The sequence below is a fragment of the Bacteroidota bacterium genome, assembly GCA_016722375.1.
In the GTDB taxonomy this organism is placed as follows: domain Bacteria; phylum Bacteroidota; class Bacteroidia; order Chitinophagales; family LD1; genus Bog-950.
In genome coordinates this window covers 139,744-154,500 of record JADKJG010000004.1, presented here as the reverse complement: position 1 = coordinate 154,500, position 14,757 = coordinate 139,744, and the positions used below count along the sequence as shown (strand labels likewise).

14 protein-coding genes and 1 pseudogene are annotated in these 14,757 nt (G+C 42.9%); 4 read left to right on the top strand and 11 right to left on the bottom strand.

The features are described from left to right. Positions 1–49: 49 nt before the first annotated feature. Genes IPP77_06085 through IPP77_06075 form a run of 3 tightly spaced genes read right to left on the bottom strand, consistent with a single transcriptional unit; the run spans position 50 to position 1,851 of the window. Entirely contained in the window at positions 50–682 is a 633-nt protein-coding gene (locus tag IPP77_06085) for a hypothetical protein (GenBank protein ID MBL0309245.1), read from the bottom strand. Further along, positions 624–1,247, bottom strand: a complete 624-nt coding sequence (locus tag IPP77_06080; GenBank protein MBL0309244.1) for a DUF4105 domain-containing protein — start codon at positions 1,245–1,247, stop codon at positions 624–626. The genes IPP77_06085 and IPP77_06080 overlap by 59 nt, the downstream gene beginning before the upstream one ends. A 7-nt stretch (positions 1,248–1,254) precedes the next feature. Beyond that, a complete protein-coding gene (locus IPP77_06075) occupies positions 1,255–1,851 on the bottom strand; it encodes a YqgE/AlgH family protein (protein ID MBL0309243.1) in 597 nt (198 codons plus the stop codon). A gap of 173 nt (positions 1,852–2,024) precedes the next feature. Here IPP77_06075 and IPP77_06070 point away from each other — a divergent pair, with 173 nt between their 5' ends. Beyond that, entirely contained in the window at positions 2,025–3,302 is a 1,278-nt protein-coding gene (locus IPP77_06070; protein ID MBL0309242.1) for a T9SS type A sorting domain-containing protein, read from the top strand. Positions 3,303–3,325: 23 nt separating this feature from the next. On the opposite strand, the gene IPP77_06065 is transcribed toward IPP77_06070, so the two are convergent. From IPP77_06065 to IPP77_06055, 3 genes are all read right to left on the bottom strand, one after another. After that, on the bottom strand, positions 3,326–4,744 hold the full coding sequence (locus IPP77_06065) for a sugar transferase (GenBank protein ID MBL0309241.1): 1,419 nt from the start codon (positions 4,742–4,744) through the stop codon (positions 3,326–3,328). Between the two features lie 2 nt (positions 4,745–4,746). Continuing rightward, positions 4,747–5,571: a hypothetical protein gene (locus IPP77_06060; GenBank protein MBL0309240.1), complete on the bottom strand. Its 825-nt coding sequence runs from the start codon at positions 5,569–5,571 to the stop codon at positions 4,747–4,749. Between the two features lie 595 nt (positions 5,572–6,166). After that, the gene (locus IPP77_06055) at positions 6,167–7,150 is read right to left on the bottom strand and encodes a Gfo/Idh/MocA family oxidoreductase (GenBank protein ID MBL0309239.1); all 984 of its coding nucleotides are present in this window, start codon (positions 7,148–7,150) and stop codon (positions 6,167–6,169) included. A gap of 150 nt (positions 7,151–7,300) precedes the next feature. Here IPP77_06055 and mtaB point away from each other — a divergent pair. From mtaB to IPP77_06040, 3 genes and pseudogenes are all read left to right on the top strand, one after another. Further along, a pseudogene (gene mtaB, locus IPP77_06050) lies at positions 7,301–8,634 on the top strand (tRNA (N(6)-L-threonylcarbamoyladenosine(37)-C(2))-methylthiotransferase MtaB). Between the two features lie 45 nt (positions 8,635–8,679). Beyond that, a complete protein-coding gene (locus tag IPP77_06045) occupies positions 8,680–9,069 on the top strand; it encodes a GxxExxY protein (protein MBL0309238.1) in 390 nt (129 codons plus the stop codon). Positions 9,070–9,189: 120 nt separating this feature from the next. Beyond that, positions 9,190–10,428, top strand: coding sequence for a prolipoprotein diacylglyceryl transferase (locus IPP77_06040; GenBank protein MBL0309237.1), 1,239 nt, complete (start codon positions 9,190–9,192; stop codon positions 10,426–10,428). A gap of 30 nt (positions 10,429–10,458) precedes the next feature. Here the strand turns inward: IPP77_06040 and IPP77_06035 are convergent, their stop codons facing one another. From IPP77_06035 to rlmB, 5 genes are all read right to left on the bottom strand, one after another. After that, a complete protein-coding gene (locus IPP77_06035) occupies positions 10,459–11,307 on the bottom strand; it encodes a mechanosensitive ion channel (protein MBL0309236.1) in 849 nt (282 codons plus the stop codon). A gap of 146 nt (positions 11,308–11,453) precedes the next feature. Beyond that, positions 11,454–12,347 carry a 4-hydroxy-tetrahydrodipicolinate synthase gene (locus IPP77_06030; GenBank protein ID MBL0309235.1) on the bottom strand — a complete coding sequence of 298 codons (894 nt, stop codon included), beginning with the start codon at positions 12,345–12,347 and terminating at the stop codon, positions 11,454–11,456. After that, a complete protein-coding gene (locus IPP77_06025; GenBank protein MBL0309234.1) occupies positions 12,334–12,783 on the bottom strand; it encodes a hypothetical protein in 450 nt (149 codons plus the stop codon). Before IPP77_06025 ends, IPP77_06030 begins: the two co-directional genes overlap by 14 nt. 89 nt (positions 12,784–12,872) lie before the next feature. Next, a complete protein-coding gene (locus IPP77_06020) occupies positions 12,873–13,844 on the bottom strand; it encodes an acetyl-CoA carboxylase carboxyltransferase subunit alpha (protein MBL0309233.1) in 972 nt (323 codons plus the stop codon). Positions 13,845–13,977: 133 nt separating this feature from the next. Beyond that, positions 13,978–14,751, bottom strand: a complete 774-nt coding sequence (gene rlmB, locus IPP77_06015) for a 23S rRNA (guanosine(2251)-2'-O)-methyltransferase RlmB (GenBank protein ID MBL0309232.1) — start codon at positions 14,749–14,751, stop codon at positions 13,978–13,980. Between the last annotated feature and the right edge of the window lie 6 nt (positions 14,752–14,757).

The window sequence follows — 14,757 nt, the reverse complement described above, 5'->3', positions numbered from 1 at the left end:
CTGCTCACATTTTTACTGATCTTTTTCTGTAGAAAAATCAATCTTATAGCTATTTGATTCTAAATGCCATAGAAGCAGAACGAATGGCAAGTAATATAATCAGCGGTAAGAAGGCGATGTTCAGTGGTTGGGGAAGCCAATTCCAGCCAAGGAGTAGAAAGATTTGGATAAAGAATGTTGCAAGGAAATAATAACGCAGGCTATGAGGGACTTGCTTTTTCAGAAGAAGAAAAGCGATGGGCAGATGGGTAGGCAGCAGCCAAAAAAGATTTAAGTTAAATGGTGGCGCATAGTGCGAAGTGAAAAGCCAAAGAGCTACCAATATTACACCCAGCAGCCCGGTGATGGAATAGAGGATAAAATCAAACCATCGGAACCAGCGCGAGCGAATTCTTTCTATAGAAAGCAGAACTATCCCAATGAGTAAAAAAATCAAAGCGAGATACAATGGCTGAAACGCAACGTGAATTTCAGGACTCGGATATTTCAATAAATATTCTGAGTTGGTAATGAACGGCGAGCCATCAATGGTTGTGCAGTTGAAATATTTGATAAGGTAATCGGGCAGGAAGGTTTGAAACTTTGGGGTAGCGATAATTTCGCATGGCATACCGAGCAGCAGGTCAAAACTCGCCATGGTCCACTTTCGTTCGCCTACATAAATACGGAGCATGTCGTGCATGGTCTTGTTGCTCAAACCCACAGGACGAATCCACATTTACCTTGAGCCTTCCTTTCAGTTCTTTTTCAAACACATCGCGCGGACGAGTGGCGCAGTTGTCCCAAAAGAAATCATACAGGTATTCACGGTTTTCAGGAAGTGCATTATTATATAAGAAGGCGAAAATCTTCTTCCGATCCTCAGAGTTCAGTCTCAATTGTTGTTCCAGGATGCTTCTTTTCTCATAGCGATATTGGGAAATGAAGTCGCTAAAGCGATCTGTGGAAAGCATATACCGCATTCGCCCACGAACAAAATTTACGTAGAACCCAGGCTGGTCAAAATCAAATGTGCCGTAATTAAAGACCACATCGAATCCTTGTTTATAATCAGTTACTCTGATTCCGTTATGGCCAAATGCCGAGTATAGGTCTGCTCCCGGAGAGCAGGTAAGCAAGGTAATATTGGCAGAATCTGAAAGCTCGATATCCGAGGCAAATATTGAAACAGGAAGAATTGATATTAGCAATAGCAAGGCTGTGCGCAATACAAAACCTGCTCTACTGTAGCGGCGAACTCTTACCATTAATAAATCAGTTGAACATTGGATTTTCAGGATAGCCTGACATAGTGTTATATACGCCTCCCATATCCTTCATAATGTCTTTCCAGAGGGATTCTATAGGGGTCTGAAAAACATATTTGTAAGAAGCCTTCGCCACAATCCACGAATTGCTTTTCATTTCCTCCTCCAACTGCCCCACAGACCAGCCAGAATAGCCGAGATAAAAGCGAACATCATTGACTCCTACTTTCCCTTCCTTAATAAGTAATTTAAGCTGCTCAAAATTACCTCCCCAATATAAATGTTCCGAAAGACGAATCGTCCCTTCCAACTCATCACCCAGAGAGTGGAGAAATTGTAAGGTGTCGGTAGCCACCGGTCCCCCAAACCATACCTTTCCCTTAAACATGGGGAAATCATTATCCAGTTCATTCAAAGCAACTTGAAGACCTCTGTTGAGAATAAGACCTACGGTGCCATTCTCTGAATCATTTTCACATAGCAGTATGACACTTCGTCTGAAATTATCATCATCCATAAAGGGTTCAGAAAGCAGCATTTGCCCGGGTTGGAGCGATTTGTTCTTTTCGAATTCGTAGTTCCAGGTCTTTTTATTTTCTAGCATAACAGATTCTATTTGAAAACGATTATAAAAATAAAACTTTCAGGCTAACCGATTCATCCTCAAATAGCCCGCTATCCATTCTTGCTCCTCCCCTTCCGTCCGTCATTGCAAAACAGGTTCTTACATGTTTGTTATTATTTTCGTCTTCTTTAGAACTAATCAGGAAGATATAAATGAAGAAAGTTGCTTTAGTAATTCTTACGCTTGCATGTTTTAGCTTTGTTCAGGCAGAAAGCTGGACCATTGTTTCCTTTGGTTTTGGCTTCTCTCCTGATTCTATTACTGTACAATATGGCGACACCATCCTGTTTCAACTGGATTCAGCGTTCAATGCTCAAGAAGTGAATCAGGCTACATGGATGGCTAACGACAGTACTCCGGTTCTTGGCTTTAGAACTTCTCAAGGTGGCGGAACCGTTACGGGACTTTCTGCGGGAACACATTACTACGTGAGCGATTCAAATGCGTATATGGGAATGAAAGGAAGGATCTTTGTGACACCGGCTCCCACAGTAAGATTTAGGAAGTCAGCGGATACAATTGTTGAGAGCAATTTGATAGTTCCTGTTTTTGTGGAGACGAATAACACAACGAATCAGCCAATTCAATTCATGGTCTCGCTTCAAACCTCCCTGACTACGGCCAGTGCCAATCTTGATTTTACTTTCATCAATCGGGTCTTTATTAAGCCTCCGGGGTTGAGCGTTGATACCGTATTTATTAACGTGCTAGATGATCAACTGATTGAGAACGACGAGAACATAGTATTGCAGTTCAGCAATACTTCGCCAAATCTTGAGGTAACAGCAGATTCTTTATACACTCTTCAAATTTTGGATAATGACACGCTGTCTGTTTCTTTTGTTGGCGCTGCATTTACCTATCAGGAAAGCGCCGGTATCGTTCCGGTGAAGGTGGCGCTCTCGTCACCTGTCGCGTATGACAATTCTATTACCGTAACTTTGGACACTGGAAATGCAGAGAAGGGCTTGGACTTTATTTGTCTGGACGCTACGACATTGAACTTCCCGGCTTATAGTATAGATACCCAGATTGTATGGGTGGAACTGATCAACGACTCGCTCCCCGAAGGGGTTGAGCAAATAAACTTCAGTTTGGGAAACCCCATCGGTGGCGCTCGATTGGGGATTTCGGCCTATACTATTTTTATAATTGATGACGACATGGTAAATGAAGTTCCCAATGACCAATGGAGTGTCGCAGTGAAACTTTTTCCTAATCCTGCTCACAATGAAATGACCCTACAATCAGAAGTTCCCTTGGAAAATGTACGGATATTTGATGCAACCGGGCGAACGCTGGTTCAGCCTTTTAGCATAGACAAGGGAAATAATAGAATAGACATTTCTTCACTTGCACCCGGAATCTACTTTCTCTCTTCTGATTTCGGAGCCAACATTTTAAGGCATCGGTTTATCAAGAATGAGTAACCCTCTTTAAAATAAAAGAGCGACTATTTTCCTCGTCCGTGCAATACGGTGAGCACCGTAAAAATCATAATTTTAAAATCGAGGACTACACTCATGTTCTCAATGTAAACAATGTCATACTTCAGTCGTTTCACCATTTCTTCTACGGTGGAGGCATAGCCATATTTCACCATACCCAAGGAAGTGATGCCCGGTTGAACTCGAAAGAGGTGACGATAATGAGGAGCTACGCGAATGATTTGATCAGCGAAGAACCTTCTTTCCGCGCGCGGGCCTACCACACTCATTTCTCCTTTCAACACGTTGATGAACTGTGGCAGTTCATCTATTCTGTATTTGCGGATGTCTTTACCAATCCGTGTAATCCGATCATCGTTTTCTTTCGTCAACTGCGGGCCGCTGTGCTCGGCATCCATCTTCATGGAGCGGAACTTATAGATGAAGAAGGGCTTGCCATAGTGTCCTAATCTTTCCTGCTTATAAAAGAATGGCCCGCCGTCTTCCAGTTTAATCCGAATAGCCACCAACAGCAGCACCGGCGAAATCAACACCAAAGAGAGCAGCGAGAACAACACATCAAACCATCGCTTCGTAATTTTCTCCCATTCGCTCAACATCACCGGAGGGATTTCTATAAAGGCCTCACCAATCGCGTGGTTCATGCGCACCGTGCCCGAAAGAATATCATACATATCCGGGATGATCCGAATGGTAATATTTTTATCAGCCAAACGATTGATGATGTCATTCAATTTCGGATGTTCCGATGTTTCCATGGCAATCATCACCTCTTCAATGTCGGGGTGCGATTCAATCACTTTCTCTAAATCAGCGAGCTTCCCCAACTCTTTCAGTTCAGAGGTCAGTGTATTTTTTTCATAGCCGTTCAATTCTAAATAGCCGCAGAACTGAAAACCCGAGAAGGCTTTTTCTTTCTTCAAATCTTCATACAATTCATTTGCTTTCTGGCTGCTGCCAATCATCAGGGTTTGGAAAGCCACTTGGCCCGCTCTGATATTTTTCTTCGCCCGATTTAATATTATGATTCGGAAGATCATGGTAAATATGAATTGGAAAAGCAGCAGTACGGTGAAGGTGAGGTAGTAGTCTGAATAGCGGCGCACATAATCATCGAGCAGCAGGATGAAAAAGATGATGATGCTTCCGAAAAAAGTAACCACGAGCGTTTTGCCCAGTTCCTGTAGTCTCGATTTCTTATACAAGTCGGTATAGGTACCGGTGATGTAATGAAACAGGAGCCATACAAAAGGCACGATGATGATGGCGACAAAAAAGTTTCGGTCGTCGAAGGGCAGTGTGAGGTTGAGCTGGTTTCCTTCAATGGTCACCTTTCTGAAAAGAAAGAGCGAGTACCAAGCCAGCATGGAGGCGAAATAATCACCGGCCACATACCACCCAATAATGCCCCGCCGCTTTTTCATCTCTATAAACTAAGCAGTTTAATATTATCGAGATAAACACTGCCGCCTTCGGTGCCGAAAATGCGCAACGCTTCAAAATATAAAGTATAGCTATTGGCGGCTCTGTATCCAACCGGTATGGTCAGGTTCACATAAATTTTATTCCATCCCTCTTTAGGATTCACAAACAATACCGGCACCGGTTCATTGCCCGCCGAATAGGTGGCATTAAAGCCCACGTAGAACGGAACGGCTGCTTTATAATCCAATTCAACCCACACTTCTTTGCCGGCAGTTAGTGTGACACTTTGTATCAGCGTCCCCATTTCGTTAGAGTCCAGCGCACTGACGCTTATTTTTCCGCAGGCATTGCCATACCGGATATTCGTGTCGGTCGTTATCCGATTGATTCCGTTAAAAGAATTTCCGCTTTCAAAATCTTCCAGCACAGGAAATACAGTACCTGATTTATATCGAAAAGTAGGGACATGCGAATAGGATACTCCCTTTTGCGCCATGAGCGTAAAGGTATCGGGTTGATAAAAGGGATAAATCACGCGCACGTTTGATTGTCCGCTTTCTTTAATCCCTGCATTAATCACAAAACGGATTTCGTTTTCCATCAACACCGGAAAATTGACCGGCAGTTCAAAAGCGCCCAGATTTGCCGCATCGGCTTCTGCCCAAACATCCGTAATGGCGTTGGTATTCGGCCCTTCGTTAGCGGGGTTGGTAACCAAAGTGACTGAATCTATGCTCATATAAAAAGGAATCCCATCGTTGGGAATCTGCTTACAGGAATAAAGAAATCCCGAAAGCAGCAACAGGGGAAGAATGAATCGAACCATATTAATAGAATGTATCCTGAACGCCTTTTTTGAAAAAGATTGCAAATATACTATCCGAGGGCAGGTTTTGAAGGGAAAGTAAAATACCTCAATAGCACCGGTGCCGAAGCCGGCAAAACATGAAGTGATTTGGATGAAAAAAGAGCTAACCAGAGGCTGGAAATACATGATGCCGATCCAAAACCATCTATTGTCTGAAAAAAAGTACCTACTTCTATTAGAAAAGCATCTACTCCCTGCTCAGAAGGACGTACTCTCGGAGAAAAAATAGCTACTTTCTACCAAAAAGGAGCTGCTTTCTGGTGGAAAGGACGTACTCCCGCCCAAAAAGGTGCTACTCCCAGTAGAAAAGGTGCTACTCTCCAGAAAAAAGGTGGTGCTTTTGGCTGGAAAGGAGGTACTCCCAGAGAAAAAGTAGCTACTTTCTGACAAAAAGGACGTGCTCCCAGAAAAAAAGGAGCTCCTTTCTGACGAAAAGCATCTACTTTTTGGAAAATGGTAACACTTTTAGGCCGTTTTCCCCTATTTTTTAACAATTCGCGAGGAGCCTTACCGCAGGGATGAGGTGAGGAATCGAGTGTTTGAGCCGTTTTTTCTATTTTCTATGGCTCATCTGCTGTTCAATCTTGTCCAGAATTTGGTGAGCCACGTCCATGGCGTTGTATCCATCCTGAATGCTTACCGGAACGGGCTTGTTTTCGATAATAGCCTTTAGAAACAGTTCCAGTTCCATCTTTATAGCATTGTTATCCTCCGTTTCGGGTGCTTCATAAACAATATATTTCTTGGTATGGTCTGCCAGTTCAATCTCTAAAGGCTGGACGACATCGGTAGGCAGTTCATCTTCTATGCGGATGATTTCACTTTTCTTAGCCAGAAAATCCATGCTGACATAGGCCCCTGGTTGGAAGATGCGTATCTTTCGCATACTCTTTAGCGAGATGCGGCTGGCGGTCACATTCGCCACACAGCCGTTGTCAAATTCAATCCGCGCACTGGCAATGTCCGGCGATTTACTGACAATAGCCACTCCGCTGGCGCTGATTCTTTTGATGTTGGCTTTCACCAAACTCAGAATGATGTCAATATCATGAATCATCAGATCGAGCACTACCGAAACATCCGTTCCACGTGGATTGAACTGCGCCAACCGATGCACCTCGATAAAAACCGGCTGTAGCAATTTCTTATTCACACTGAGCAAGGCCGGATTGAAACGCTCTACGTGCCCCACCATCGCTTTGACACCCGCTTCTTCCACCAACTTCACCAAATGTTTTGCGTCTTTCAGACTTTCGGTCATTGGCTTCTCAACAAAAATGTGTTTCGACATTTTCACCGCTTCCTGTGCGATAGAATAGTGCGTGATGGTGGGCGAAATAATATCAATCGCATCGCAGGAAGCCATCAACTTCTTGGGAGAATCGAAACGGGTGAGGCCAAATTCTTCCTCTGCCTTGGATGAATTGTCATCGTCGGGGTCATAAAACCCCACGATTTCATATCCGGGAATTTCCTTCAATAACTTGACGTGAATCTTACCCAAATGGCCCACACCAAAAACTCCTATCCGTACTATCTTCTTCATGAAGAGCGAAGAGAGAAAAAATTTTGATTTTAGATTTTAGAAGGGAGATTTAGATATGAACGCTAAGGTGTTTTTATTCTGAAATCTGGCTTCTAAAATCTAAAATCATCCTGCCAACTGATTTTCTATCTTCGCCACCCGATGTATTATAACCGCAAAATAGCGCTGCATACCCTCGGTTGCAAGCTCAATTTCTCCGAAACTTCCAGCATTGGAAGAAGTTTGGTTGAAAAAGGATTCCAAAAAGTGGAATTCAGCGACCGTGCCGATTATTACATCATCAATACCTGTTCGGTTACTCAGAATGCCGACAAAGAAACCCGCTATGTGGTGAAAACAGCTTTGCGAACCAACCCCGGTGCTAAGATTATTGTGGTGGGATGCTTTGCGCAGTTGAAGCCGGATGAAATAGCGGCGATTCCGGGGGTGAATCTGGTTTTGGGTGCGAATGAAAAATTCAAGATTCATGAATATCTGGAGCAGTTAGAAGAACAAGAGCAAACGCTGGTGGTGAGCGGCGACATCAACGATGTCCGTTTCTATGCCGATGCTTTTTCGAGCGAGCGAACCCGCAGCTTTTTGAAAGTGCAGGACGGTTGTGATTATTTCTGCTCCTTCTGCACCATCCCGATGGCGCGCGGAAAGAGCCGTGGCCATTCGATTGAACATACCGTTGAAGTGGCGCAGAAGGTGGCCGCCACCGGCGTGAAAGAGATTGTTTTGACGGGTGTCAATATTGGTGACTACGGAAAATCAAGCGATGGGAACGAACGCAACGACGAAGATTTCTTTCAACTGATTCAGGCCTTAGATAAAAAGGTAGAAGTAGAACGATTCAGAATTTCTTCCATCGAGCCTAATTTACTTTCCAATGACATCATCCGCTTTGTCGGAGCTTCGGAAAAATTCACCCCGCACTTTCATATTCCGCTTCAGTCCGGTTCAGATAAAATTTTAAAGCTGATGCGGCGGAAATACCTCAGTAAACTTTACCACGAACGAGTGGCCCAAATCAAAACCGTGATGCCTCATGCTTGCATTGGCGTAGATGTGATTGTGGGATTTCCCGCGAAACAGAAGAACATTTTCTGGAAACCTATAACCTCATAAAAGAGTTGGATGTTTCTTATCTGCATGTGTTTACTTACAGCGAACGGGCGAATACCCGTGCGTTGAATATCTCTCCGGTTGTCCCTATCAACGAGCGCAAAGAGCGCAACAAAATGCTCCGCATACTTTCTGAAAAGAAGAAAAGAAAATTCTACAGCGAACATCTTGGCACCAACCGCCAAGTGCTGTTTGAGTCCGAAAACGACAACGGTATCACCTATGGCTTCACCGATAACTATATCAAAGTCGCTGTACCTTTTGATGAAAAATTAGTCAACACCATTCATACTGTTTCGCTGGATGAGGTTTCGGATTTTGGGTATGTAAAAGGTAGAATTTTGTTGAATGAGTCGGTTTTGGTTTAATAATATTTCACGCAGAGAACACAGGGAAGCAGAGACAAACAGGGGATGATTATTAATCAAATTACTTCCGCGATTATTGACCACAGTATTCATATTCATAGAGAATTAGGGCCGGGGTTATTTGAATCTGTTTATGAAGAAATATTGTGTCATGCACTTACCAGACACGGGTTGCAAGTAGAGCGTCAAAAAGAAATACCTATCGTATTTCAGGGAATTAAAATCAATTCAGCCTTTCGTGCAGACCTGATAATAGAAAGCAAAGTTTTGGTAGAACTTAAATCTGTAGAATTCCTTAGCCACGTTCATAAGAAGCAGGTAGTTACTTATTTACGCCTCACTGGACTACAAATAGGATTACTGATTAATTTCAACGAATCAAAACTGGTAGATGGAATCCAGCGCATCGCCAATAGATATGTAGATGGTAATTAATTTCTTGTTTCATACAAAGCATTGGATATTACAGAGAACGACCAGCCTGCGTTTCCTGCTTCTCTGTTTATCTCTGCGTGAAACGATATTTATTTTTCACAGCGAGAAACCAATTGTACTATGCTCTTAATCCTCCTCCGCTCTTTCGCCAAAATCACCGACTGGCTCTATTTTGCCCTCGGTGAATCTCCCTCTTTAGATTTTCGGTTTCTACCGGTATATAGTTATGGATTTTTTGTGGCGATTGGCTTCCTCGTTGGTGCACAGATTGCTACCATCGAATTGCGCCGTCGCGAAAAATTAGGCTTGTTAACCGGCAATGAAAGCGAAATAACTGTTGGTGAAGGGATTACCCCTTTTGAGTTGGTCTTCTATTTCCTCTTCGGGTTTGTATTGGGATTCAAGATAATCGGCTTCTTCTCTTACTTCACCGAACTCAGCACCTACATACTCCCGCTCAAGGAATACATGCTTTCTATGAGTCATGGCAGTTGGATAGGTGGGATATTGGTTGGCGCCGGCTTATGCTATTACTACTATTACGCTAAAAACAAAGAGAAACTACCGCAACCAATTAAAAAGAAGATTACCATTTTCCCCTCTGACACAATGGGCGATCTCGTGGTGATTGCAGCGGTGCTGGGGGTGCTGGGGTCCAATCTCTTCAACTATTTTGAAGACCCTTCGGACTATGAAACCTTTTGGCAAGACCCGGTCGGTTCTCTCTTCAGCGGACTTTCTATTTACGGCGGACTAATTTGTGCAGCCATTGGCTTTGCTATCTACGCACGGATTAAGAAATTTAACCTGCTTCACTTTTTTGATTGTATTGCTCCCGCTTTTATCGTTGCCAACGGTATCGGTCGTTTGGGTTGTCAGGTTTCGGGAGATGGTGATTGGGGTGTAGCAAACCTACACGCCAAACCTTCTTTCATACCGCAATTTCTGTGGAGCAGCCACTACGAGCATAACATCATAGATGCAGACCCTCATAATTATATCCCCGGTTGTGTAGAAGAGCATTGTCACCTTCTCAGCCAAGCGGCTTATCCTACTCCCATCTATGAGTTCCTGATGTGTCTGGTCATCTTTGCCATACTCTGGGGCATTCGCAAACGATTTACAAACCGGCCTGGAATCGTCGTCACAGCTTTCATGGTGCTTATAGGACTTCAGCGATATTCCATAGAGCAACTGCGCGACATCGGCGAACGTGAATTGACTTATCTTTTTGGAATAGGATTTCGTCAATCTGAACTGATTTCGATTGTGTTGTTTGTTGGTGGTATTGTCGGCACCATTTATTTATGGAGATATTATCAGAGAAAGGGAGCGGAAATCAAAAAAGAGAATAGTTAAACCCTTTTTTAGGGTTTACTAAACCAGTGGTCAGTTAAATATTCTGTCGTCATCAGAGGTTTTCTTCTGTTCTCTGTCCATAATGGATACTACTTGTTTCGGGAAAGGCAGGGAAATATTATTCTCTCTAAAGGAGTGAAGAATCAGCAAGCGGATTTCGCCTAACATTCTTCCTACTGCAAAAACCTCTTCAGACCAAAACAAGACTTTTAATTCCACTGCATATTCTGCAAACTGTTCGATGCGAACATAAGGCTCCGGTTTGGCTAATACTTTGGGATGCTTCTGGACGATTTGCTTCATGGCGGCCATAGCCCGCTCGACATCTTCAATGGCGACCCTAACATCAATAGAATGGCGGTTCAAGTTTCTTTGATTCGACCAATTGATGATTTCATTTTTAGTCAGGTAGGAATTGGGGACGACAATTTCTTTTTCATCTCTCGTCTTTACTACCGAAGTCCTGAACTTGATTTCTAAAACTTCCACCCGTTTCTCTCCAATCTGAATTACACTTCCTGCTTTGATTGTCCCTTCCACCAAAAGAATAATACCCGAAACAAAATCATGGAACAAGCCTTGCAAGCCTAGGCCTATACCTACAAAAAGTCCTGCTGAACTCACCACAATAACGGAAATGTCTATACCTAGTAGCCTTAAAGAAGCAGAAAAAACGACGATGTAGGCAAAGTATTTGGTCATGGTGTACACCGTAAATCTCTGTCCGTCATCAAACTTTTTATATCGGTTCAAGACTCCTCTTAGGATTTGCAGCAATAGGTACGTGACCGCTATTAGAATCACTACATAAACCAATTGTGAAACGGTCAGAGAAAAGGCACCTACTCTGAACAAGGAATAACTCAAAAAATCTTTCATAATAAACCGGTCTTAAGTTGTAATTCAAAGATAGCCTTCCACATCGGAATACTTGTAAGAATAGAAGTCATTGTTCCTTTGGAATCCTCTCCACAAAAAAAACTGTTCCATCCCTCTTTATCAAAGATTCTGAAAAAATAAAACTATCAGCGGGTAAGGGCGAGGCTGCTTATTGCCTCCTTCAACTTCTTCTTTAGCCCATCCGATGCCACTACTAATGGTAGGCGCAAATTATCTTCACAGATATTTTGAATGGCCAACGCACATTTTACCCCCACAGGATTTCCCTCCTCAAAAAGCATATCTGTAATGTCGCTTAGCTGGTAGTGCAGCATTCTGGCAGCAGCGAAATCACCTTTCAGGCATTGCCGCACCATCTCCGTAAATATTTTAGGAAACGACTGACCTGCTACCGAAATCACGCCATCCATTCCATAAGCCATTAATCCCAAAGTGATATTATCATCGCCCGATACCACTAAGAAATTATCAGGGCGGTATTTTAAAACCTTCATACACTGAATGAAATCACCCGATGCTTCCTTTATACCGATAATGTTCTTGACTTCGTTAGCCAACCGCAAAGTAGTCTCTGCTTTCATATTGGAGGAGGTTCTGCCCGGAACGTTATAAAGAATTATAGGGCGAGGAGAAGCAGCCGCAATTATCTTGTAGTGTTGAAAAATACCCTCCTGCGAAGGCTTATTATAATAAGGACTGACGGAAAGAACCGCATCCACTCCTTTGAAATGAAAATTTTCCAATTCCTTAGCCACTGCTCTGGTGTCATTACCACCAAAGCCGGCCACAATAGGTACTCTTCCTGAATTCTTTTCAATGGTAAACTCCAGCACTTTGATTTTTTCCTCTTTAGTCAGCGTCGCTGATTCCCCTGTGGTGCCAAGTGAAACGAGATATTCCACCCCGCCTGTGATACAATGGTTGACCAAGTTCTCAAGCCCTTTAAAATCTACTTCCCCTTTAGAATTAAAAGGCGTAACCAAAGCGACTCCCGTGCCTTTAAGTCTAGTTTGAATCATAATTTATTTGGTTTAAAAAATGTTCGATCTGTTCTATTAAAGACGCTAAATCTTTCCCTGCCTCTAAATGAACCATCAGATCATAATAATCTGTTTTGTCCGGTGAATATATCCCCACTCGCCACTTGGCATGACTTATCCGGGCGATGTACTCCAATGTCGGGTTACTTTGAATAAAGCAGCACAATAACAAGTCAAAGTCTTTGCGAATGAATGAATCCGTCACTTCGCCTTCTGGTATCTGTGCCCAATTTACGTCTGCCTTATTTAGCAATTGCACCCCTGATGCCGGAACCGTCTCTTTATTATTGGAAAAAGCAAAAATCTCTACTTGCTTTCCTCTGCTCTTTAGCTCCTCTGCAAATTTTATCACCACCCTTTCGTTTTCAGGAGAAGAGTAATCAAATAGAATTCCAATCTCCTTTGCATTACTCAAGTTAGTCACACTTCTTGTTACTTGAAGGTGAGCAATTTGTTCACGTAAGCTCCTTTTATAAAAAAAATTACGGAAGCTATCCCAGAGTTTCATGCCTCACTTGCTTGTCCAAGCGTTTCATAAACCCCCATTTGGGCATACTTATCAATCCGATGCTGGATTCTTTCTGCAACAGTCATAGCTTCCAGTTCGCCGATATGTTTAATGATGGTCTTTTTTACGGTTGTAGCTGCTGCCTCCGGATTAGCATGTGCCCCTCCTACCGGCTCTTTCACAATACCATCAATGATTTTGAACTTTAGCAAATCATCGGGAGTTGGTTTTAAGGCAATAGCGGCTTTTTCTTTAAAGTTCCAACTCCGCCAAAGGATAGATGAGCATGACTCGGGGGAAATCACCGAATACCAAGTGTTTTCCAGCATCAGCAACCGGTCCCCTAATCCTATCCCCAACGCACCTCCCGAAGCACCTTCACCAATAACAATACACAACACCGGTACCTTGAGCCCAGCCATTTCAATCAGGTTCCTAGCAATAGCTTCTCCTTGACCGCGTTGTTCAGCTTCTTCTCCCGGATATGCACCGGGTGTATCAATGAGGGTTACTATCGGCTTGTTAAATTTTTCCGCCAGTTTCATGAGACGAAGTGCCTTCCGGTAACCCTCAGGATTTGGCATCCCAAAGTTTCTATACTGCCTCATCTTGGTATTGATTCCTTTTTGATGCCCTATAAACATGTAGGTTTTCCCCTCTATGCTTCCCAATCCTCCGACAATGGCCTTGTCGTCTTTAAAGTTCCGATCACCGAACAATTCAATGAACTGCTCACAGATGTTTTCAATATAAAATAGCGAATAGGGGCGATCAGGGTGTCGAGATACCTGAATACGCTGCCAAACAGTGAGAGTTGAATAGATTTCCTTCTTTCTTTCTAATACTTCCTTTTCTAATACCAGAATTTTCTTATCGGCACTAGAAGCTTTTTTCTCCCCGACATGCTTCAGTTTTTCTATTCTTTTATGCAACTCCTCAATCGGTTTCTCAAAATCCAAGTAATTCATAGCAGTAATTTGGGCCAAAGAAATAAAAAAATCAGGAGCCGGGCTTATAAGTATAAAACGAAGAAGTTAGCACACTACTTCTGCAAAGTAATTATTAAAGATTCGTTTGTTACGTCTATTTTCCAAAATGGAATTAGACGCGCTTCGACCTTGACCGATTGATTTCATGAAGAATAATTCCGGCACTGACCGAAACATTTAAGGAAGCAGTGCTGCCTCTCATTGGGATACAAATTTTTTCATCACACAATCTCGCAACCTCTTTGGAAATACCATCCCCTTCGGAACCTAAAACAATGGCACAAGGGACCGAAAAGTCTTCGTTAGAGAGATCATTGGAATGTTTCATATCAGCTCCAAAGACACGAATCCCGTTTACCTGAAGGAATTTGATGGCGGTTACAAGACTTTTCTCTCTGCAAACCAGAATCTTATTCAAAGCACCCGCGCTTGCTTTCATCGCCTCTGAGTTGATTTGAGCGGAACCTTGTGACGGAACAATCAAGGCGTGAGCGCCCAAACATTCAGCCGATCGGGCAATGGCACCAAAATTTCCGACATCTGTAATGCCATCCAGCACAACTAGCAAAGGAGTATCGCCCTTAGCATAGATATTATGGAGTACATCCTCCAAGGAATAATATTCAATAATAGATCGAAAACCGATAACTCCTTGATGATTTGCCTCCTTGAATTTAGAGTATTTACGAGCTACACTTTCCAGTTTTTCTTTCGGAACTAGTTGCAGTGGTGTTTCCGTGTCTCTGGCGAATTGTTGAATCTGTCGGATTTCATCCGACATTATATTCTTCAACAAAAGAATTTTATCAAAGCGCTTACCTGCTTTGAATGCTTCAATTACAGGTAAGCGCCCAAAAATGCAAAAGTGTTGCTGTGTATCTTCCATTATTCA